The following is a 20,558-nucleotide window of genomic DNA, read 5'->3' on the forward strand; positions in this document are numbered from 1 at the left end:
ATGACGGGCGGTCGGCGATGACGGGCGGCGGCGCGGCGGGGACCGCGGGCGTGACCAGCGGGGCCTTCCGGCGCCGGCTGCGCGACCCCAGGCCGGCGATCGGCATGTGGGTGGCCAGCGGCAATCCCTACAACGCCGAGATCTGCGCCGGCGGCGGCCTGGACTGGCTGCTCATCGACGGTGAGCACGCCCCGAACGACGTGCGCAGCTTCCTCGCCCAGCTGCAGGCGGTCGCGCCGTACCCGGTCGCCCCGATCGTGCGCCCCCCGACCGACGACCCCGTGCTCATCAAGCAGCTGCTCGACATCGGCGCCGAGAACCTGTTGCTGCCGATGGTGGAGTCCGCCGAGCAGGCCGCGGCCATCGTCGCGGCCACCCGCTACCCACCCGCCGGGATCCGCGGCGTCGGCAGTGCGTTCGCCCGGGTGTCCCGGTGGACCCGGGTCGAGGGCTACCTGCACCGGGCCAACGACGAGATCTGCGTGATGGTCCAGATCGAGTCCGCGGCCGGGCTCGCCGAGTGCGCGGCGATCGCCGCCGTCGACGGCGTCGACGGGGTCTTCTTCGGGCCCGCGGACCTCGCCGCGTCCCTCGGGCACCTGGGCCGCCCCGACCACCCCGACGTGGTCGAGGCGATCACGTCGGCGGTCGCGGTGGTGAACGCGGCGGGCAAGGCGGCCGGGGTGAACGCGTTCGCCGAGCCGCTGGCGCGGCGCTACCTCTCCCTCGGCGTCCGGTTCATCCTGGTGGGGGCGGACGTGACCCTGCTGGCCCGCGGCAGCGAGGAGCTGGCCGCCCGCTACCGCGACGTCGCGGAGAAGATCGGCTCGACCTCACCCCCGACCTCAGGCTCAACCCCTGCCTCAGGCTCAACCCCGAACTCAGGGAGCGCGACGCTGTGACCACCACGGTAACGATGCGCATCGGCGCCGAGCGGCGCGCGGGCACGACGACCTTCGACTCGATCGACCCCTACACCGGCGAGCCGTGGGCGACGGTCGCCGAGGCGAGCCGCGCCGACGTCGACGACGCGGTCGCCGCCGCGCGGGCAGCCTTCGACGGCGGGGAGTGGAGCAAGCTGTCGGGCCGGGAGCGGGGCCGGCTGATGCGTCGCCTCGCGGCCGTCATCGAGGAGCACGCTGACGAGCTCGGCCTCGCCGAAACCCGCGACAACGGCAAGCTGCTGCGGGAGATGGGCGGGCAGGTTCGCAGCCTGTCCGCCTGGTACGAGTACTACGCCGGCTTGGCCGACAAGATCGACGGTCGGGTCGTCGACACCGGCCGCCCGGACTACTTCGGTTTCGTCACCCGCGAGCCGATCGGCGTCGTCGGCGCGGTGCTGCCATGGAACTCCCCGCTGCTGCTGCTCACCTTCAAGATCGCCCCCGCGCTGGCGGCGGGCTGCACGATCGTCGCGAAGCCGTCCGAGCAGGCTCCGGTGTCGATCCTGAAGTTCGCCGACCTGTTCGAAGAGGCCGGGTTCCCGCCCGGTGTGTTCAACACCGTCAGCGGCGCTTCCCGCGAGGTCGGGGAGTGGCTCGTCGGCCATCCGGGCGTCGACCGGGTGTCCTTCACCGGCTCGGAGATCACCGGGGCGGCGGTGGCCGCCGCGGCGGCGAAGCACCTTGCCCCGGTCACCCTCGAGCTCGGCGGCAAGTCGGCGAACATCGTCTTCCCCGATGCGGACCTGGCTGCCGCGTCCAACGGGCTGATCGCCGGCATCTTTGCCGCCGCCGGGCAGACCTGCATCGCGGGTTCGCGGGCGCTCGTGCACGCCGACGTCTACGAGGAGGTCGTCGCCCGCGTGGCCGAGCGGGCCGCCCGTATCCGTCTCGGTGACCCGAAGGACCCCGAGACCGAGATGGGCCCGATCTGCTTCCCCGGCCAGCACGAGAAGATCCGCCGGTTCGTGGCGCAGGCCAAGGAGCAGGGCGCCGACATCGTCGGCGGCGGCGGTGACGGCGGGCTCGGCGGCTTGTTCTTCGAGCCGACCATCGTCGCGAACGTCACCAACGACGCCGTGGTCTGCCAGGAGGAGATCTTCGGCCCGGTGCTGAGCGTGCTGCGCTTCTCCTCCGAGGAGGAGGCGATTGCCATCGCCAACGACTCGCGCTACGGCCTCGCCGCCGGCATCTGGACCGCCGACATCCGCCGCGCCTTCCGGATGACCAAGGCACTGCGGGTCGGCACCGTGTGGGTCAACGCCTACCGGACGTTGAACTACGCGATGCCCTTCGGTGGCATCAAGAGCAGCGGGTTCGGCCGCGAGAACGGCACCGAGGGACTGCACGAGTACCTGCAGGAGAAGGCCGTCTGGATCGAGACGACGGGTGCCACCCGCGACCCGTTCGTCCTCGGCTGAGAGGCGCGCGCCGTGACCGAGACCCCCGACCCCACCGCGCTGCCTGATGCCAGCGCGCTGCCTGACACCGCAGCCGTCCCCGCACCGAGGCGGGCCGCGTCGCCGGCGGGTGGCCTGGCGGCCGGCAAGCCCCTGGCGGGAATCACCGTCGTTTCCATCGAGCAGGCCGTGGCGGCCCCGTTCGCCACCCGTCAGCTTGCCGATCTCGGGGCGCGGGTGATCAAGATCGAGCGGCCGGGCGCGGGGGACTTCGCCCGCGGCTATGACGAGACCGTCAAGGGTCTGGCCAGCTACTTCGTCTGGTTGAACCGGGCGAAGGAATCGCTGACCCTCGACCTCAAGCACCCCGAGGCCCGCGAGGTGCTGGCCGGCCTGCTGGCCGGAGCCGACGTCTTCGTGCAGAATCTCGCCCCCGGCGCCGCGACCCGCCTGGGCCTGGACGCGGCGACACTGCGTGCCCGCGATCCCCGGATGATCGTCTGCGACGTCTCCGGCTACGGCTCGGCCGGCCCGCTGCGCGACAAGAAGGCCTACGACCTGCTGATTCAGTGCGAGACCGGACTGTTGTCGGTCACCGGGGCGCCCGACGCACCGGCCAAGGTCGGTATCTCCGTGGCCGACATCTCCGCCGGCATGTACGCCTACACAGCGGTCCTCACCGCGCTGTTCATGCGGGAGCGCACGGGGGAGGGCGCCGCGCTCGAGGTGTCGCTGTTCGACTCGCTCACCGAGTGGATGGCCCAGCCGATGTACTACGCCATGTACACCGGCGTCCCCCCGGCCCGCACCGGCACCAGCCACGCTTCCATCGCCCCCTACGGCGGCTTCCGGACCGGCGACGGCGGCAGCGTGCAGCTCGGCGTGCAGAACGAGCGGGAGTGGCGGCGGTTCTGCGAGGAGGTGCTCCGCCGGCCCGAGCTGCTGGCTGACCCCCGGTACGCGACGAACGCGGGCCGGGTGCGCCACCGCGACGCGCTGACCGCCGACGTCGAGGCGGCCCTCGCCGAGGTCACCACCGAGCAGACCCTCGCCCGGCTGGACGAGGCGGGCATCGCCAACGGCCGGATCAACACCATCGGTGACCTGCTCACCCATCCCCAGCTCGACGTGGGCGACCGCTGGCGGGAGGTGGACTCGCCGGTCGGCCCGGTGCGCGCGGTGCGTCCGCCCGTCCGCATCGGCGGGGTGGACCCGGTGATGGGCCCCGTGCCCGCCGTCGGCGAGCACACCGACGCACTGCTCGCCGAGCTCGGCTACGACCCCGCCGACACGGCCCGCCTGCGCGCCGCCGGCGCCGTCTGACCCGCTGGGCGACCCGCCCGTGCCGTCGTGACTCGTCCGGCGACCCGCCATCGTCGTCTGACCCGCTGGGTGGCGGCCCGTCCGTGCCGTCCTGACGCATTCCGCGACCCCGTCAACGCCGTCTGACTTGCCACGCTGCCCACTGGCGCAGTCCGAGGAAGATTCGATGGCCCGTCGGCGCTGTCCGACTCGACGGTGCCGATTTCGCCTGCCTGGTGCATCGCTGGCGCCTTCTGCGGCCCCGCTCGGAGGCCCCGCGCGGGCGGACTCGTGGCGTGCCTGCGCGTGACCAGGGCCGCCTGGGCCGGACTCGGCCTTGGCACGGATACCTGCCGCTGTGGTTATCTGGTCGTTGGTCAATTCTGCCTCACCACCTTCGGGAAGGCGCAGCCCCTTTTCTTGCGGGCAGGCGCGCTGTTTCTTTCGTTGAGTTCTCACCACATTACTGGGAATCGGGAGATGTTCTTGATGCGGTGACTGGGAGTGCGCGTCATGGCGACGTTCCTGAGATATCGGAGCACGCTCACGCCCGCTACGTCAAGTCCGGCAGCATCGGCTCCGTCGCCCTTAGCAGAACTGCAGGAGAAATCAAGCGAGAACGATCGCGGGTGACACTCCTGGTCCGTCGCTGCCCGCGCTCCCGGCGGCCGCGGGGACGACATCCATGTCCAGGCGCCGCGTCGGTGACGGTCGGTCCGCACCGTCGCCGAGGACCGCAGCATTCCGACGTCCGCGCCAGCTCGCAGGCCTTCGCCATCACGGCTTGGGGCAGGGACTCGTCCCGTCTCCCGTCCTGCCGGGTCGGACTGCCGCAGGGGTTCCTCGGGGGGCGGGGGCACCGCGAGGCGGGCGGGTCGGCAGTCTCCCGCGAGTCGGCCGGGGCGTAAATCTAGGTGTTGTGTCACCGTTCCGGTCCTCGTCGCGAACATTCCTCAAAGCAGTTACGCATCCGAACATGTGTTCGACATCGGGCTAATGTTCGCCTAGGCTCTTCGCATGGTCTCGAATCCTGAGTCTCCGAGCCGGTTGCATGTGCTGGTCGACGGGTTGACCGCGGTGTCCACGCAGATGGATGCAATGGTCGGCGGTCCGGTGTGGTCGCTGTCCGATGCGGGTCTGCTGGAATTTCTGCTGGATTGTTCGGTCGTGTTGACGCGGCTGGCGGCGTTTCGCCTTCAGATTGTCGCCGAGGTGCACGGCCGGGGGCTGGCGCGGCGCGCGGGTGCGAGCGACACGGCGGCGTTGCTGCGCGAACGACTGCGGGTCCGCGCGGCGGATGCCAACCGTTTGGTCGATGTTGCGGTGGCTGTGGATGGTCCTTTGGCCGCGACGGGGGAGCGGCTGGCCGCGGGGGAGATCAGCCTGGAGCAGGCGCAGGTGATCGTGGCGGGTATGCGCTCGCTGCCGGCCACGGTCACTGTGGACGTGCGCCGGCAGGCCGAGGCGTTTCTACTGCGCCAGGCCGACGAGTTCGACCCGACCGCCTTGGCCCGCTTGGCCCGTCATCTCCGCGAGACCCTGACCTGGGTGGATAGCAGTCCCGCCGGCGATCCGCCCGACCCGGCTCCTGGCGGTGGCAGCGAGGGTGGTGACCCTGCTCGCGGTGGTGAGCCCGGCGACGGCGAGTCTGGCAGCGACGGCGTGGGTGACGGTCAGCCCGGCGGCCCCGACGATGCCGCCGCTGCGGGTGAGGAGGACCCGGCGGGGCGGCGGGAGCTGTGGATCTCCGAGTTGCCGGACGGGATGACTCGGATCAGCGGCGAGCTCGACCCCGAAGCCGCCGCCCTGCTCCGCACCGCGCTGGACCCGCTCGCGGCGCCGCGCCCGGCCGTCGACGGTGCGCTCGACCCGCGTAGTCCCGCCCGGCGGCGCGCCGACGCCCTCGTCGACCTGCTCGGCCGCACCCTCGACGCCGCCGTGCTGCCTGTCGGTGGCGGTGTTCGCCCGCATCTGACCGTGACGATCCCCTGGTCGACACTGGTCGGTCGATCCGGTGTGCCGGCGACGACTGGCTGGGGGCAGCCTCTGCCCCGCGAGGTCCTACGTCGCCTGGCCTGCGACGCCTCGGTCAGCCGCATCATCCTCGACCCCGCCGGTGTCCCCCTCGATGTCGGTCGCACGCAGCGCACCGTCACCGCCGACATCCGCCGCGCGCTGGTCGCCCGCGACAACGGCTGCGCCTTCCCGAAGTGCGATCGCCCGGCGGGCTGGACCGAGGCGCATCACATTCGACACTGGATCGACGGGGGCCATACCTCGCTGGACAACTGCGTGCTCCTCTGCGGCCATCACCACCGGGTCATCCACCACCAGGGTTGGACCGTTCGGCTCGGCCCCGACCGGCGCCCCGAATTCCTGCCCCCGGCCTGGATCGACGCCAGCCGCGCCCCTCGCCGAAACCCCTACTCACGTCACCCGCACGACCTGCTCTACGGCATCGCCGCCGGATGAACCTCGACATGCGCAGCCCACACGGCTCCCGGTGGCTCGGCGGCGACAGCCGAGGCGCTGCCGGCCGTCGCGAGCGTGCGGGATCGTGGCGCCGAGAGATCCCGCACGCTCGCCGACGGTGCGAGCCGTCCGCCGTGGTTCGGCCGTCAGCGCAGCGGGTTGGGACGCTGGACGAGCTGGCGGGCGATGACGTTGCGCTGGATTTCGTTGGTTCCTTCACCGACGATCATCAGTGGGGCGTCACGGAAGTAGCGCTCGACGTCGAACTCGGTCGAGTAGCCGTAGCCGCCGTGGATGCGAATGGCGTCGAGCGTCACCGTCGCCGCCATCTCGGAGGCGAACAGCTTCGCCATGCCGGCCTCCATGTCGGCGCGGGCGCCGGAGTCGAACACTTCGGCCGCGTGCAGGATGAGCTGGCGGGCGGCGAGGATCTTCGTCCCCATGTCCGCGAGGTAGTTGCCGATCGACTGGTGCTCCCAGATCGGCTTGCCGAAGGTCTCGCGCTCCTGGGCGTAGCGAAGTGCGTCGTCGAAGGCCGCGCGAGCGACCCCAAGGGCGCGCGAGGCGACCTGGATCCGGCCGACCTCCAGGCCGGCCATCATCTGGTTGAAACCCTTGCCGGTCACGCCGCCGAGAACGGCGTCGCCGGGCGCCCGGTACCCGTCGAAGTGCAGCTCGCAGCTCTCGATGCCCTTGTAGCCCAGCTTGGGCAGGTCCCGGGAGACGGTGAAGCCCGGGCCGTGCTCGACGAGCAGGATGCTGATGCCGCGATGCGCCGGCTTCGCCGCGGGGTCGGTCTTGCACAGCAGTGCGATCAGGCCCGAACGTCGGGCGTTGCTGATCCAGGTCTTGGCGCCATCGACCACCCAGCCGTCGCCGTCGGGCCGGGCGACGGTGCGCAGGGCCTGCAGGTCCGAACCGCCGCCGGGTTCGGTGAGCGCCATGGTGGCGCGCAGCTCGCCGGTGGCCATCCGGGGCAGGTACTTCTCCCGCTGCTCCTGGGTGCCGAACCGCAGGATCAGCTTGGAGACGACGGAATGGCCGCCGAACGCGCCGGCGAGGCTCATCCAGCCGCGCGACAGCTCCTCGGTCACACGCGCGTAGCAGGACGTCGACACGCCGAAGTCGCCGTAGGGCTCCGGGATCCCGAGACCGTAGACCCCCATCTCCTTCATCTGCTCGATGAGGTCCTCGGGGTAGGTGTTGGTGTGGTCGAGCTCCTGCGCGACGGGGCGGACCTTCTCGTCGACGAAGGTCGCGACCAGGCGGACGATCTGCTCTTCCTCAGGGCTCAGACGGGTGGTCACACTCGACACTGCGGTCTCCTCGCCATCCGCGGGCCACGGCGCGCCGGCCGGGCCTGGATGGTCTCGCGGGGTGGTCGGGGCGGGATAGGGCCAGGCGGTGGGTCAGCGCGCGGCGGGGGAGTCGGGCAGCGGCGGCAGGGCCGGCGGCTGCGGGCCGTGGCCGCGTCGATAGGCCAGCAGCGTGCGGCGGAAACTGATCACCTCGTCGCCATCCTGGTTGTAACCGTGGGTGCGGACCTCCACCACCCCGACGTCCGGTCGGGACTTGCTCGGCCGCAGCCCGAGCACGATCGAGCGGGAGTAGACCGTGTCGCCCTCGAAGACCGGGTGGGGCAGGCGCACCTCGTCCCAACCCAGGTTGGCCATCACGTTCTGCGAGACGTCGATGACGCTCTGGCCGGTGACGAGGGCGAGGGTGAGGGTCGAGTTCACCAGCGTGCGGCCGAACCCCGTCTGCGCGGCATAGTGCTGGTCGAAGTGCAGGCGTGCCGTGTTCTGGGTGAGCAGCGTGAACCAGGTGTTGTCGGTGGCGGTGATCGTCCGGCCGAGGGGATGGTCGTAGACGTCGCCGACGGCGAAGTCCTCGAAGTAGCGCCCCTCCCAGCCGCGCCGCTGAACGAGCGGGGGCGTCGCCGCGCCCGTCGCGCCGTTAGAGGCGGGCGTGTCGCTGCCGGGTTGCGCGCGGGTGGCGTCCCCGCTCGTGGCGGGGGCGCTCGTCGGCGGGTTGGTCGGTGTGGTCATCGGTCGATCATCGATCCTCCGGCTCGGGGGGCGGCGCCCGCGCCCCGTGTCGAGCCCTGTTCGCGAGCGGGCGCCCGGGCCTCCTGGTAAAGCTAGTATCTGACAAGGGCGTCACGAGATGCCAGGCGGTGGGACGGAGGCCGACGAATGGACCTTGACTTCTCGAAGGAGCAGGTCGAGTTCCGTGAGCAGGTGCGAACCTGGCTCGAGGAGAACGCCCCCCGGGAGATCCGGCCCGAGATGGGCCCGGCCATGCGTGAGTATGATCTCGCCTGGCAGCGCACCCAGTGGGAGGGCGGCTGGGCGGGTATCTCCTGGCCGCAGGAGTACGGCGGCCGCGGGCTTTCCCTGCTGCAGCAGCTGATCTGGTTCGAGGAGTACGGGCGCGCCGGGCTGCCGGGCATCGACGCCTGTTTCGTCGGCCTCAGCCACGCCGGGCCGACCCTGATGACTCGCGCGAGCGAGGAGCAGAAAGCCTACCACCTGCCCCGCATCCTGCGCGGAGAGGTGATCTGGTGCCAGGGGTTCTCCGAGCCGGACGCGGGTTCCGACCTCGCCGCGCTGCGCACCCGGGCCCGCATCGAGGGCGACGAGCTCGTCGTGTCCGGGCAGAAGATCTGGACCAGCTTCGCCACCCTCGCCGACTGGCAGGAGCTGCTGGTCCGCACCGACCCTGAAGGGTCGCGTCACCACGGCATCTCCTGGGTGATCTGCGACATGCACACCCCCGGCATCGAGGTGCGCGGGATCGAGACGATCGAGGGCGGCGCCGAGTTCTGCGAGGTCTTCTACGACGACGTCCGCATCCCGCTGGAGAACGTCGTCGGGGGGCTGAACAACGGCTGGAGTGTGGCGATGTCCACGCTGTCGTTCGAACGCGGCACCGCCTTCACCGCCAACCAGGTCCGCCTCGCCAGCACCGTGGAGAAGCTCATCGACCTGGCGAAGGAGCGCACCGGCCCCGACGGGCGGCGCCCGGCGATCGCCGACGACGAGATCGCGCGCCGCCTCGCGACCGCGCGCGCCGAGGTCGCGTCGCTGCGCGCCATGACCTACGCCGGCATCTCCCGCAACATGCACCGCGACCAGCCCGGCCCCGAGGGGTCGATGGTCAAGCTGTTCTACTCGGACATCGCCAAGAAGGTGTACCGGCTGGCGTTCGACCTGCTCGGCGCCGACGCCCTGCGGTTCGTCTCGCGCTGGGAGCCGGGCGGCTGGTCCGGCAACTACCTGTACTCGTACTCGGTGTCCATCGGCGGGGGGACGTCCGAGGTCCAGCGCAACATCATCGGCGACCGGGTGCTCGGCCTGCCGCGCTGATTCCGGGCGGCGCCCGCCGAGCCCACCGATCCCCCAGCAGCCATCGAACCACCAGAGGAGCGCACCGTGGACCTGCTACCCACGCCGGCCCAGATGGAGATAGCCTCCCTCGCCGCCGACTTCTTCGGCAACGAGCTTCCGATCTCGGTCATCCGGGAGCGGCGCGACGCGCCCGTGGTCGTGGACCGGCGGATCTGGTCGGAGAGCGCGGAGCTGGGCCTGTTCGGCCTGGGCATCGCCGAGGAGCTTGGTGGCGCCGGGTGCGAGCTGGCCGAGGAGACGCTGCTGTTCCGGGAGTTGGGCCGCCGCGTGGTGCCGGGGCCGTTCCTACCGACCGTGCTGGGCGCCCGGGTCGCGGCGCTCGCCGGCCAGCACGAGACGGCGTCGGCGATCCTGTCCGGCAAGGCCACGGTGGGCCTGGCCCTGCGCCGCGGCCCGGAAGGGTTCGACGCCGCCACCACCCCCTCGACCCTGGACGGGCGGTTCCAGCTGCTCGACGCGGCCGACTCCCGCTACGTCCTGCTGGTCGACCCCGCGGGTGCGGCGCTGGTGGAGACCGCCGCCCTGACCGACGTGCGCTCCGAGCCGGCGATCGACCCGGGCATCCGGCTGGCCGAGGCGCGCGCGGACGCCGTCCCGATCCTCGCCTGGGTGGGCACCCAGGAGGAGCCGATCCGCCTGCGCGCGCTCGTGCTGTCGGCGGCGATCAGCGTGGGGATCGCCGAGGCGACGCGGGACATGTCCACCGAGCATGCCAAGGTGCGGGTGCAGTTCGGCCGGCCCATCGGGGTCAACCAGGCGATCAAGCATGCCTGCGCGGACATGGCGGTGCGGGCCGAGGCCGCGCTGTCGCAGGTGCTGTTCGCGGCGATCTGCGTCCAGGACGGGCGGGCCGACGCCGAGTTCCAGGCGCTGGCCGCCAAGAGCATCGCCGGTCGCTTCGCCGTCGAGAACGCCTCCGCCACGATCCAGGTGCACGGCGGCATGGGCTACACCTTCGAGCACGACTCGCACCTGTTCCTGAAGCGGGCCCACGTCCTGGAGCACCTGCTCGGCGAGCCCGCCGACCATCTCGCGCGCCTGGTCGCCCAGCCGGCGGCGCAGTAGCCGGCCCTTGCCGGCACCGATCGGAGGACACATGACTCGACCGCCGACCCGCCCGACCCTCCTGCGCCCCTGTCTGCCCGCGGTGGCCGGGCGATGAACCGCCGGGTCGCCATCGCCGGGGTCGCCCTGTCGGACGTGGGCCGCACCGACGGCTCCACCCCGTACGCGCTGATCGCCCAGGCCAGCCGCCGCGCGCTCGCCGACGCCGGGCTCGGGCCGGGTGACGTCGACGGGCTCGCGTCGACCTCGCTCGGGACGCTGGCGCCGATCGACGTCGCCGAGTACCTGGGCCTGCGCCCCCGCTGGATCGACTCCACCACGGTCGGCGGGGCGTCGTGGGAGGTCATGGCCGCCCACGCCGCCGACGCCATCTCCGCCGGGCACGCGGACGTGGTGCTGCTCACCTACGGTTCGACGGCGCGGTCCGACCTGCGCAAGCGGTTGCGCACGGCGAGCCTGAACTGGGGCAGCCGCGGCCCGCAGTCGTGGGAGGCCCCCTACGGCCACACCCTGATCTCCAAGTACGCCATGGCCGCCCGCCGGCACATGCACGAGTTCGGCACGACGATCGAGCAGCTCGCCGAGATCGCCGTCTCCGCCCGCCACAACGCCGGCCCGAACCCCGAGGCGTACTACCGCGACCCGATCACCATCGACGACGTGCTGTCCGGGTCGATGATCGCCGACCCGTTCACCAAGCTGCACTGCTGCATCCGCTCGGACGGCGGCGCCGCGGCGGTGCTCGTCGCCGAGGACCGCATCGCCGACCTGCCGCGCCCGCCGGTGTGGGTCCTCGGCACCGGCGAGTGCGTGACGCACGTGTCGACCAGCCAGTGGGAGGACGTGACCACCGGTCCCGCGGCCGTCTCCGGGCCGCTGGCGTTCTCCCGGGCCGGGGTGAGCCCGGAGGACATCGACGTCTGCGAGCTCTACGACGCGTTCACGTACATGCTGATGGTCACCCTGGAGGACCTCGGCTTCTGCAAGAAGGGCGAGGGCGGTCCGTTCGTGGCCGACGGCCGGCTGCGCGTCGGCGGGGCGCTGCCGACCAACACCGACGGCGGTGGCCTGTCGGCGTGCCACCCCGGTCAGCGCGGCCTGTTCCTCATCGTCGAGGCGGTGCGCCAGCTGCGCGGCGAGGCCGAGGGCCGGCAGGTGCCGGACGCCCGGCTGGCCTGCGTCAGCGGCACGGGCGGCTGGTTCTGCTCGTCGGGGACCGTCATCCTCGGCCGGGACTGACCGACGTGGGCGGCCTCCCGGCGTCGCCGTCCCCGCCGCTGGGCGAGCCCGACTCGTACGCCACGGTCGCCGCGGCGCTGGACGCAGCCGCGGCGAGCTTCGGCGGGCGGGAGGCCTACGTCGGGCCGGACGGGCGGATCAGCTTCGCCGAGTGGGCGGCGGCCTCCGACGCGCTGGCCGGGGCGTTGGCCGCGCGAGGGGTCGCTCCGGGGGACGTCGTCGCGCTCATGCTGCCGTCCTCGGTCGACTACGCGATCTGCTACGCGGCCGCGGCCCGGCTGGGCGCGGTCACCACCGGGCTGAACACCCGCCTCGGCTCGCGCGAGGTGACCGGGATCCTCGACAGGTGTCGGCCCGCGCTGGTGATCCGCGACACCGCGGCGGAGCTGCCCGCGGTGCCGGCGGGGCTACCGGTGCTGGCGCGCTCCGAGCTCGCGGCGCTGCGGCGCCACCCGGGGCTCGGCCGTGACCGCCCGCGGGTCGCGCCGGCCGACCCGGTGGTCATCATCTGGACGTCCGGGACGACCGGGCTGCCCAAGGGGGCCTGGTTCGACCACCGCAACCTCGCCGCCGCCGTCGCCTCCGCGGGGGTGATGAGCCGGCCGTTCGACCGCCGGCTCGTCGCGACCCCCTTCGCCCACGCCGGGTACATGGCGAAGATTGTCGATCAGCTTGCCTGGGGCACCACCATGGTGATCAGCCCGGTGCCCTGGTCGGCGGCGCAGATGGCGGACATCCTGCGCGACGAGCGGATCACCGTCGCCGGCGCCGTGCCGACCCAGTGGGCCAAGCTGCTGGAGCTGCCCGACGCCGAGCGGACCGTGCGCGCCGTCGCGACGCTGCGCCTGGGGCTCGCCGCGACCGCGCCGGCGGCCCCCGAGCTGGTGGAGCGGGTCGTCACCCGGCTCGGGGTGCCCCTCGTCGTCCGCTACGCGATGACCGAGTCGCCGAGCATCTGCGGCACCGAGCCGGACGATCCGCCGGACGTGCAGTTCCGCACGGTCGGCCGTCCCCAGGCCGGCATCGAGATCGCCCTGCGCGACGACGCCGGGCGCGACGTCGCGACCGGCGAAGTCGGCCGGGTCTGGGTCCGCGGCGACACGGTGATGCGCGGCTACTGGAACGACCCTGAGCAGACCGCGGCGGTGCTGCGCGCGGACGGCTGGCTCGTCAGCGGCGACTTCGGGGCGCTGGACGCCGACGGCAACCTGCGGCTGCGCGGCCGGGCCAGCGACCTCTACATCCGCGGCGGGTACAACGTGTACCCGCTGGAGGTGGAGAACGTGCTGGCGGAGCATCCCCGGGTGCGGCGCGCGGCGGTCGTCGGCGCGCCGGCCCCGGTGATCGGCGAGATCGGGGTCGCCTTCGTCGAGCCGGCCGACCCCGCGAGCCCGCCCGACCTTGCCGAGCTGCGGGCCTGGGTGCGGGGGCGGCTGGCCGACTACAAGGCGCCGGACCGCCTCGAGGTCGTCGAGGCACTCCCGCTGACCAGCATGCTCAAGGTGGACACCGCCGCCCTGCGCACACTGGCCGCGGGCTGAGCTGCGGCGCTCAGCCTTGAGGCGCGCTCAGCCTTTGAGGCGCGCTCAGCCGCCGAGGCGCAGGCCCGGGGCGCGGGTGCGGAAGATGTCCGTGGCGAACAGGGCACCGAGCTTGGTGGCGTCCCAGCGCTTGCCGCCGTTGTTCACCACGGCCTGCTCGTGCCAGCCGCCCATGAGCTGGATGCGCTCGCCGATGGCCTTGATGACCTGGCCGCTGACGTGCCCGGCCTCGTCGCTGGCGAGCCACGCGACGACCGGGCTGCACAGCGAGGGGTCCTTGGGGTCGAACTCGTCCTCGGGCCGCTCGTCGGGCTCCAGCGCCTTCGCCTGGCCGGACATCGTGCCCGACAGCCGGGTCAGGCCGCCCGGGCCGATCGCGTTCACGGTCACGCCGATGCTCGCCAGCTCCAGGGACAGCGTCAGGGTCAGCCCGACGATGCCGGCCTTCGCCGCGCTGTAGTTCGTCTGGCCGAAGTGGCCGGACAGGCCCGCGCCGGAGGTGGTGTTGATGATCCGGCCGTAGACCCGACCGCCGTCGGCCTTGGCCGCGGCCCGCCAGCGCTTCGCGACCGCCCGGCTGACCAGCCAGGTGCCGCGCAGGTGCACGCGCAGGACCAGGTCGAAGTCGGCCGTGCTCATGTTCCACACGGCCTTGTCGCGGACGATGCCGGCGTTGTTGACGACGATGTCGAGCCGGCCGAACTCGTCGAAGGCCCGGGCGACGGTGGCCTCGACCTGCTCCTCGTCGCCGACGTCACCGAAGTCCGCCACGGCGGTGCCGCCGCGCTTCTCGATGATCTTCACGACCTCCTCGGCGTCACGGCCGCGGCCCTCGCCGCTGACCGAGCTGCCGAGGTCGTTGACGATGACGGTCGCGCCGTGCTTGGCGAGTTCGAGCGCGTGGCCACGGCCGATGCCGTGGCCGGCGCCGGTCACCAGTGCGATCTTGCCGTCGAGCAGGCCTGCCATACGAACTCCCTGTGTGCGTAGCTGAAACGTGTGCGTCGCTGGAACGGTGCGGCTCTGTGCCGCCGGCGGCCGAGCCGGGACGGGCGGCTCAGGTGGCCGGGGCCTGCGCGCTGGCCGGGCGGAACACCGGCGCGGTGATCTCGTCGGTCAGCTCCCGGTAGGCGACCGTCAGCGGCATGCCGATGTGCAGGTCCGCCGGGTCGGCGTCGATGATGTTCGTCATCACCCGGGGGCCCTCCGCCAGGTCGACCAGGGCCGCCACGTAGGGGATCCGCTCGGCGAACGGGTGCAGGTCGTTCACGAACACCGTCGAGTAGGTGTAGAGGGTCGCCTGCCCGCTGGCGTCCTCCCAGCTCACGTCCTCGCTCCAGCAGAACGGGCAGAACGGGCGGGGGTAGTGGTGCGCCTGGCCGCACGCCGCGCAGCGGGCGATCAGGAAGCGGCCCTGGCGGGCGGCGTCCCAGAAGGGCCGGTTCTCGTCCTCGATGGTCGGCAGGTCGACCCGGGGTGCGCCGGTCGCCATGGGTGTCCTCCTCGGATCGTTGGCCGCGGATCAGTAGCCGCGGTGGATCAGTAACCGCGGTAGTCGGGGGAGCGGCGCTGGACGAACGCGGTCACCCCTTCGGTCGAGTCGTGGGCGTGCGACTGCAGCTCCTGGGCCATGCCCTCGGCCAGGAAGGCCGCGGCCCGGTCGACGTCCGGGGACTCGTTGAACAGCCGCTTGGTCAGCGCGATGGCGCTCGTCGCGGCGCCGGCGAGGCGCTCGGCGAACCCGGCGGCGGTGGCGGCGAGCTCGTCGGCCGGCACGACCCGGTTGACCAGGCCGAGGGCCAGCGCCTCGCGGGCGGGCAGCTTCTCGCCGAAGAACGCCAGCTCCTTGGCCTTCTGCATGCCGATGCGCCGCGGCAGCAGGTAGGCGCCCCCGGCGTCGACGACCAGGCCGCGCAGCACGAACGACTCGACGAAGACCGCGTTCTCCGCGGCCACCACCAGGTCGCTGGCGTAGGCCAGGTGCGCGCCGAGCCCGGCCGCCGGGCCCTGGACGACGGCGATGACCGGCTTGCCGCAGTCGAGGACCGAGGACACCAGCCGCTGCGCACCGGTCATGATGCGGCGCATCGCGTCGGTCACCCGCTTCTCGGCGCCCTGCGCGCGGCTCGCCGCGATCCCGGTGACGTCGGCGCCGGAGCAGAAGTGCCGCCCGTTCGAGGCGAGCACCACCACCCGGACCTCGGGGTCGGCGTCGGCCTGGGCGAGCAGCTCGATGATGACGTCGCGCATCGCCGGCTGGATGGCGTTCGCGGCCTCCGGCCGGTTCAGGGTGATCGTCGCGATCCCGCGCTCGACCGTGTGCAGCACCGTGGTCCCGAGCGGGCCGGCCGGGGTGGGTGCGGCCGGGGTGGGTGCGGCCGGGGTGGACACGCCTGGGGTGGGTGCGGCCGCGGCCCCGGACGCGCCGGGGGACGCCGTCCCGTCCGAGGCCGCGGGTACGGTGGCAGCGCTGCCCGGCGCCGGCGCGCTCATCGGACCTGCCGCCGCGGTGCGGCGGGTGCTGATGCCATGGATGGCTCCTGTTCGTCGGAAGTCAGCAGGGATCCGGTGCCCCTGGAGCTGGCAGCCCTGGAGCGGGCAGCCCTGGAGCTGGCAGCCCTGGATCTGACGGTGATGTCTACTGTGCCCTGGCGGGCGGCGACCGGCACGCTCAGCCCTCGCCGGCGGCGGCGTCACCGTTGACGCTGAAGCCGCCGTCGGCCGTCACCGTCGCCCCGGTGACGAATGCGGCCTCGTCGGAGGCGAGCCACGCCGCCGTGTACGCGATGTCCATGGGATTGCCGATGCGGGTGAGCCGACCACCGCCCGTCAGCGCCCCGGAGTCGCCCGCGGAGCTCACGACCCGCCCGACGACGATGGTGTTGGAGCGGATGCCGTCGGCGGCGCCCTCGACGGCCAGCGTCCGGCTCAGGGCGTTGACGCCGCCCTTGGCCGCGGCGTAGGCGCCGAACCCGGTGAACCCGGCGATGGACTGGCCCGAGGAGACGTTCACGATCGCGGCCCCGTCGGCCTCGCGCAGGTACGGCCAGGCGTACTTCGAGGCCCAGAACACGTTGCCGGTCAGCGTGCCGAGCAGGATGTGGTTCCACTCCTCGGTCGTGTAGTCGGCGATCTTCTTGATCGTCGAGGCGACGGCGTCGGTGGGGGCGGCGTTGTTCACCAGCGTGCTCAGACCGCCGAAGCGTGCGGCCACCGCGTCGATCGTGCCGTGCACGCTGGCCTCGTCGGTGATGTCGAGGGGGAAGAACTCCGCCTCGCCGCCGGCCGCGCGGATGCGGGAGACGACCTTCTCACCCTTGGCGACGGTCCGGCCGGTCACGGCCACACGCGCCCCCTCGGCGGCGAACAGCTCCGCCATGGAGCGGCCGATGCCGCGGGTCGATCCGGACACGAGCACGGTCTTGCCCGCGAGGCGGGTACCCATCGATGGTTTCCTTCCCTGACCTCGCCGTCGGGCTCCCCGCAGCCGAGGGGTCCGGCGGCGGGCCGCGGGGTCCGGACGAGATCGGGCGGCCCGGACGGCGGGCCGCGCTTCCCGCCGTCGGGCGGGCGTCTCGGCAGCGGCCCGCGGCGCCGACACTTGTGACGTGGCTGTCAGAACAGCATAGTGGGTAGGGCCGCCCATCCGCCTCCGGAAGCGGCCGTGCCCGCGGGCGGCGGGCACGCGAGAGCCGGGTAGGCGGCCGGGTTTGCGCCGGAAGTGATCCGAATCCGTGCCGGAGCGGGCCCGCATCCCCCGATCCGCGTCGGGCGGCGGATGTCAGATCAGCCCACGCCTGCGTGGCCGCCGAGTCCGGGTCCCACCGGCGACCAGCGAGACCGCGGGCCCGTCCGGTCCCCGGCGGACGACGAGTGAGCCCGCGGGACCGCCCGGTCCCCGGCTGGCAACGACGGAAGGTGTCCATGCGCCTGAACCTGATGTTCCCGATGCGCGCCGTGAAGCACTACGACCGCTGGATCGGGGACGGCGACCTGGCCGAGGTCGGCCGGCTGGTGGAGGAGGCCGGGTTCGACGCGGTCTCGATGAGCGAGCACCCGGTCCCCGACGACGCCTGGCTCGGCAACGGCGGGCACCACGCGTTCGACCCGTTCGTGTCGCTGAGCTTCCTGGCCGCGGCGACGACCCGGCTGCGGGTGATGACCTACGTCGCCGTCGCCGGCTACCGCAGCCCCTACCTGCTGGCGAAGTCCGCGGCGAGCCTCGACCGGCTCAGCGCCGGGCGGCTCACCCTGGGTGTCGCCGCAGGCTACCTGAAGACCGAGTTCGCCGCACTCGGCGCCGACTTCGCCCAGCGCGGGCGCCTGCTCGACGCGGCCATCCCGGCGATGCGGGCGGTCTGGACGGGCCGCAGCGTCGACCGGGACGACCCGACGTTCCCGCTGCACGGGCACACCTCGCTGCCCGGACCGGTGCAGGCAGGTGGCCCGCCGATCTGGATCGGCGGCAACAGCAACGCGGCCCGCCGACGTGCGGTCACCCTCGCCGACGGCTGGATGCCGATGGGGCAGTCCGTCGCCGTAGCGAAGATCACCAAGACGCCGCCGATGGAGGACGTGGCGGCGCTGGCCGAAGCCGTGCGCGGCGTGCAGGACCGGCGCGCCGAGGCCGGGGCGGCCCCGCTGGACGTGTCGTTCGTGCCCTACGAGGCCGAGCTGCTGCCGGACGTCGACGCCTTCGCCCGCGCCGTCGCGGCGTCCTACCGAGCGTACGAGGACGCCGGCGTCACCTGGATCACGATCGAGCCGACCAGCCGCAGCCTGGCCGCGTTCCGCGAGGACGTCGAGCGGATCGGCACCGCGCTCGCCGCGCTGGTCCGCTAGCCCCGCCCGCCGTGGGTGGGGTCCGGCCGGCGGGGTAGTGGTGTCGCCGTCCGTACGATGGAGACCCGGCGGGGTGACCATCGGGCCCCGGCGTCCGCATCATGGCCGCGCCTGGGGCGCCGGTGGCCGGCTGCCGTGGTCCGACGAAGGGGATTCGAGACGGTGGAGGTCCGCGTGCCGGTGCGTGCGGGGTCCGGCCCCGGGGCGGCGGCGTGACCCCTCCGGTGAACGCGGGCGGCCACGGCCGGACCCGCCCGGTCGACGACCCGTCCGACGACGGACGGACCCGCGCGGCCGGCGACGCGGGCGATGAGGGGTGGGCCCGCCCGGTGGACGAGGCGGCCGGGAACGGGCGGTTGTCCGCGACCCTGGCCGTGCGGCGCCGCGCGATGGCGGCCGACCTCATCGAGCAGGCCGCGCTGGAGCTGTTCACGACCCGGCCGATGGACGAGGTCACCGTCGAGCAGATCGCATCCGCCGCCGGGGTGTCGGTGCGCAGCTTCTACCGGTACTACCCGGGCAAGGAGATGATCCTTACGGCGCTGCCGGTCCGCCTCGCGACGGCGATCGCAGAGGAGACCGCCCGCCGCCCGCCGGGGGAGGCGCCGTTCGCGGCGCTGCGCAACGCCGTGGACGCGCTGACCGGGGAGACCAACGACTATCTGCGCCGTTGGCAGCGCGCCATGGCTCACAGCTATGGCAACGAGCGGGTCCAGCAGCTCGTCGTCACCGTCACCAGCCCGATGCTCACCGAGGCCCTGGCCGGGCGGGCGGGGCTCGCCGCGGACGACCTGTGGCCGGAGCTCGCCGGCATCAGCGCGGCCACCGCGCTCGTCGTCGGCTCCCGCCGCTGGGCGGCGCGTCGGGGCAGCCTGCGCACGCACCTGCTCGACGCGCTCGACCTGCTTGGCCGCGGCCTCGGGCCCGGACCGGCACCGGACGTCACCGGGATGCCCAGCCGCGCCTAGAGCAGCGGGCCCCGGCTGCCGGCCTGCTGCCCCTTCGCTGCCAGATAGCAGCCAGATCGTGCCGAGGCTTGGTTACGGTTTTCGGCCCGAAAACCGTAACCAGCCCTCGGCGCGATTCTGTACCCGAATGATGACGGAAGGTGCGGTGGCTGGTGGTCGTCGGCTGCACGCCGAATGCGGTAGCCGGGGACGGTCACCGGCCGGAAAGGTCACCGGCCGGAAAGGGCGGTCAGCCGCCGACCCCAGACGACGAATCCCCGCGCACCGGACGCCTCAACGGCCGTACGCGGGGATCGCGTCTGCATGCCCGCCCCGGCGAAGCGCAGTGTCAGGCTGGCGCCAGGGCCTGCTCCAGCTCCTTGAGGTCGTAGTAGTCGCGGATGACGGAGATCAGGCCGTCGGCGTCGAACGTGAACACCCCGCACCAGTGCAGGACGATGGACCGCCCGCCCATGGTGAGGTTGTCGAGCCGCTCGGTGAAGACCACCGTGTCGGTCGAGGCCACCGAGACCAGTTCGTAGCGGAACGCCGAGTAGAGGGCGGCCTGGCGGTCGAACTCGGCGCGGATGGCCGGGCGCCCGACGACCGCCGGCTGCCACGCGCTCACGTGGTAGCGGGCGTCCGTGGCGACGGTTGCCGCCGCGCCGTCGTAGTCCCGTTCGACCAGCCGGTCGAGGAACTGGCGGACCAGAAGCTCGTGCTTGTCGCTCACTCACACTCCCGTGATGGGTGGATGGGGGCGGCCCGGCGGCGAGGCCGGGCCCGGGGTGTCAGGACTTGGCCTGCTCGCGGTACTTGCGAGCGCTTTCGAGCTGGGGCTCGTGGTTGCGGTCGTACTGCTCGATCCACTCCTTGGGCAGCGCACCCCACGCCGGCCCGACGCGCAGCCGCTCGCCGTCGTGCAGCTGCTCGGCGGCGACGACGTCGGCGACGAACAGTGTGCTCTCGTCGATGTCGAGGGAGTGGACGACCCGTCCCTCGACGTAGCTGAGCGCGTCGAGCAGGATCGGGGTACCGGTGACCCCGGGCTTCGTCCGGAACTTGCTGATCTTGTCGCCGTCGCGGCCGGAGCTGCCGCCCAGGCCCATGAGGATGTCGAGAGAGATCGCGAACTGCTCTTCCGGGGTCGCCGCCAGCAGGTGCATCGCGAAGACGCCGGACTCCAGGACCAGGTCGTGGGTCAGGTTGTACTTCGTGAGGCTGATCGTCACGCGCGGCGCCTCGGGCACGATGCTCGCGGCGCCCGCCGACAGCGACATCAGCCCGTTCGCTCGTCCGTTCAGGATGGTCGTGACCGCCACGGGGAACGGCCGCAGCCCGTTCAGCGTCGAAGCGGCTGCCTTCAGGTCCAACGTCATCGGGACTCCTCGCGTGAAGC

Annotated in this window: 18 protein-coding genes; 10 read left to right on the forward strand and 8 right to left on the reverse strand. The window is 72.7% G+C overall.

Annotated elements, in window-relative coordinates; translation table 11 throughout:
- The first annotated feature begins 17 nt into the window (after positions 1 to 17).
- The 4 genes from FRAQA3DRAFT_RS06400 (at position 18) to FRAQA3DRAFT_RS06415 (ending at position 6,115) form a co-directional block, all read left to right on the forward strand.
- Positions 18 to 902 carry an aldolase/citrate lyase family protein gene (locus tag FRAQA3DRAFT_RS06400; RefSeq protein WP_009738251.1) on the forward strand — a complete coding sequence of 295 codons (885 nt, stop codon included), beginning with the start codon at positions 18 to 20 and terminating at the stop codon, positions 900 to 902.
- The gene (locus tag FRAQA3DRAFT_RS06405) at positions 899 to 2,362 is read left to right on the forward strand and encodes an aldehyde dehydrogenase (RefSeq protein WP_009738252.1); all 1,464 of its coding nucleotides are present in this window, start codon (positions 899 to 901) and stop codon (positions 2,360 to 2,362) included. Before FRAQA3DRAFT_RS06400 ends, FRAQA3DRAFT_RS06405 begins: the two co-directional genes overlap by 4 nt.
- A 12-nt stretch (positions 2,363 to 2,374) precedes the next feature.
- Positions 2,375 to 3,664 (forward strand): CaiB/BaiF CoA-transferase family protein, encoded by a 1,290-nt coding sequence (locus FRAQA3DRAFT_RS06410; protein WP_009738253.1) that lies wholly within the window; start codon positions 2,375 to 2,377, stop codon positions 3,662 to 3,664.
- A gap of 996 nt (positions 3,665 to 4,660) precedes the next feature.
- Entirely contained in the window at positions 4,661 to 6,115 is a 1,455-nt protein-coding gene (locus FRAQA3DRAFT_RS06415) for an HNH endonuclease signature motif containing protein (RefSeq protein WP_009738254.1), read from the forward strand.
- 146 nt (positions 6,116 to 6,261) lie between these two features.
- Here the strand turns inward: FRAQA3DRAFT_RS06415 and FRAQA3DRAFT_RS06420 are convergent, their stop codons facing one another.
- Both FRAQA3DRAFT_RS06420 and FRAQA3DRAFT_RS06425 read right to left on the reverse strand, forming a co-directional pair.
- Positions 6,262 to 7,431, reverse strand: coding sequence for an acyl-CoA dehydrogenase family protein (locus tag FRAQA3DRAFT_RS06420; protein WP_009738255.1), 1,170 nt, complete (start codon positions 7,429 to 7,431; stop codon positions 6,262 to 6,264).
- Between the two features lie 93 nt (positions 7,432 to 7,524).
- Positions 7,525 to 8,163, reverse strand: coding sequence for a MaoC family dehydratase (locus FRAQA3DRAFT_RS06425; protein WP_009738256.1), 639 nt, complete (start codon positions 8,161 to 8,163; stop codon positions 7,525 to 7,527).
- Between the two features lie 147 nt (positions 8,164 to 8,310).
- Between FRAQA3DRAFT_RS06425 and FRAQA3DRAFT_RS06430 the strand changes: the two genes are divergently transcribed.
- The 4 genes from FRAQA3DRAFT_RS06430 (at position 8,311) to FRAQA3DRAFT_RS06445 (ending at position 13,370) form a co-directional block, all read left to right on the forward strand.
- Entirely contained in the window at positions 8,311 to 9,483 is a 1,173-nt protein-coding gene (locus FRAQA3DRAFT_RS06430) for an acyl-CoA dehydrogenase family protein (protein ID WP_009738257.1), read from the forward strand.
- Positions 9,484 to 9,549: 66 nt separating this feature from the next.
- Entirely contained in the window at positions 9,550 to 10,590 is a 1,041-nt protein-coding gene (locus FRAQA3DRAFT_RS06435; RefSeq protein WP_009738258.1) for an acyl-CoA dehydrogenase family protein, read from the forward strand.
- A 93-nt stretch (positions 10,591 to 10,683) separates the two neighbouring features.
- Positions 10,684 to 11,829: an acetyl-CoA acetyltransferase gene (locus tag FRAQA3DRAFT_RS06440; RefSeq protein ID WP_009738259.1), complete on the forward strand. Its 1,146-nt coding sequence runs from the start codon at positions 10,684 to 10,686 to the stop codon at positions 11,827 to 11,829.
- A 5-nt stretch (positions 11,830 to 11,834) separates the two neighbouring features.
- Positions 11,835 to 13,370, forward strand: coding sequence for a class I adenylate-forming enzyme family protein (locus FRAQA3DRAFT_RS06445; RefSeq protein ID WP_009738260.1), 1,536 nt, complete (start codon positions 11,835 to 11,837; stop codon positions 13,368 to 13,370).
- A gap of 45 nt (positions 13,371 to 13,415) precedes the next feature.
- On the opposite strand, the gene FRAQA3DRAFT_RS06450 is transcribed toward FRAQA3DRAFT_RS06445, so the two are convergent.
- From FRAQA3DRAFT_RS06450 to FRAQA3DRAFT_RS06465, 4 genes are all read right to left on the reverse strand, one after another.
- A complete protein-coding gene (locus tag FRAQA3DRAFT_RS06450) occupies positions 13,416 to 14,339 on the reverse strand; it encodes an SDR family NAD(P)-dependent oxidoreductase (RefSeq protein ID WP_009738261.1) in 924 nt (307 codons plus the stop codon).
- An 88-nt stretch (positions 14,340 to 14,427) separates the two neighbouring features.
- On the reverse strand, positions 14,428 to 14,862 hold the full coding sequence (locus FRAQA3DRAFT_RS06455; RefSeq protein ID WP_009738262.1) for a Zn-ribbon domain-containing OB-fold protein: 435 nt from the start codon (positions 14,860 to 14,862) through the stop codon (positions 14,428 to 14,430).
- A gap of 47 nt (positions 14,863 to 14,909) precedes the next feature.
- Positions 14,910 to 15,863, reverse strand: a complete 954-nt coding sequence (locus FRAQA3DRAFT_RS06460; protein WP_009738263.1) for an enoyl-CoA hydratase/isomerase family protein — start codon at positions 15,861 to 15,863, stop codon at positions 14,910 to 14,912.
- A 178-nt stretch (positions 15,864 to 16,041) separates the two neighbouring features.
- A complete protein-coding gene (locus FRAQA3DRAFT_RS06465) occupies positions 16,042 to 16,815 on the reverse strand; it encodes an SDR family NAD(P)-dependent oxidoreductase (protein WP_009738264.1) in 774 nt (257 codons plus the stop codon).
- Between the two features lie 479 nt (positions 16,816 to 17,294).
- Here FRAQA3DRAFT_RS06465 and FRAQA3DRAFT_RS06470 point away from each other — a divergent pair, with 479 nt between their 5' ends.
- Together FRAQA3DRAFT_RS06470 and FRAQA3DRAFT_RS31290 are read left to right on the forward strand one after the other, a co-directional pair.
- Positions 17,295 to 18,212: an LLM class F420-dependent oxidoreductase gene (locus FRAQA3DRAFT_RS06470; protein WP_009738265.1), complete on the forward strand. Its 918-nt coding sequence runs from the start codon at positions 17,295 to 17,297 to the stop codon at positions 18,210 to 18,212.
- Between the two features lie 212 nt (positions 18,213 to 18,424).
- The gene (locus tag FRAQA3DRAFT_RS31290; RefSeq protein ID WP_009738266.1) at positions 18,425 to 19,180 is read left to right on the forward strand and encodes a TetR/AcrR family transcriptional regulator; all 756 of its coding nucleotides are present in this window, start codon (positions 18,425 to 18,427) and stop codon (positions 19,178 to 19,180) included.
- Between the two features lie 328 nt (positions 19,181 to 19,508).
- Here FRAQA3DRAFT_RS31290 and FRAQA3DRAFT_RS06480 read toward each other — a convergent pair whose 3' ends face one another.
- Both FRAQA3DRAFT_RS06480 and FRAQA3DRAFT_RS06485 read right to left on the reverse strand, forming a co-directional pair.
- The gene (locus tag FRAQA3DRAFT_RS06480) at positions 19,509 to 19,892 is read right to left on the reverse strand and encodes a limonene-1,2-epoxide hydrolase family protein (RefSeq protein WP_009738267.1); all 384 of its coding nucleotides are present in this window, start codon (positions 19,890 to 19,892) and stop codon (positions 19,509 to 19,511) included.
- Positions 19,893 to 19,950: 58 nt separating this feature from the next.
- Positions 19,951 to 20,538, reverse strand: a complete 588-nt coding sequence (locus FRAQA3DRAFT_RS06485) for a flavin reductase family protein (RefSeq protein WP_009738268.1) — start codon at positions 20,536 to 20,538, stop codon at positions 19,951 to 19,953.
- Positions 20,539 to 20,558 lie beyond the last annotated feature (20 nt).

The organism is Frankia sp. QA3, from assembly GCF_000262465.1.
GTDB lineage: Bacteria > Actinomycetota > Actinomycetes > Frankiales > Frankiaceae > Frankia.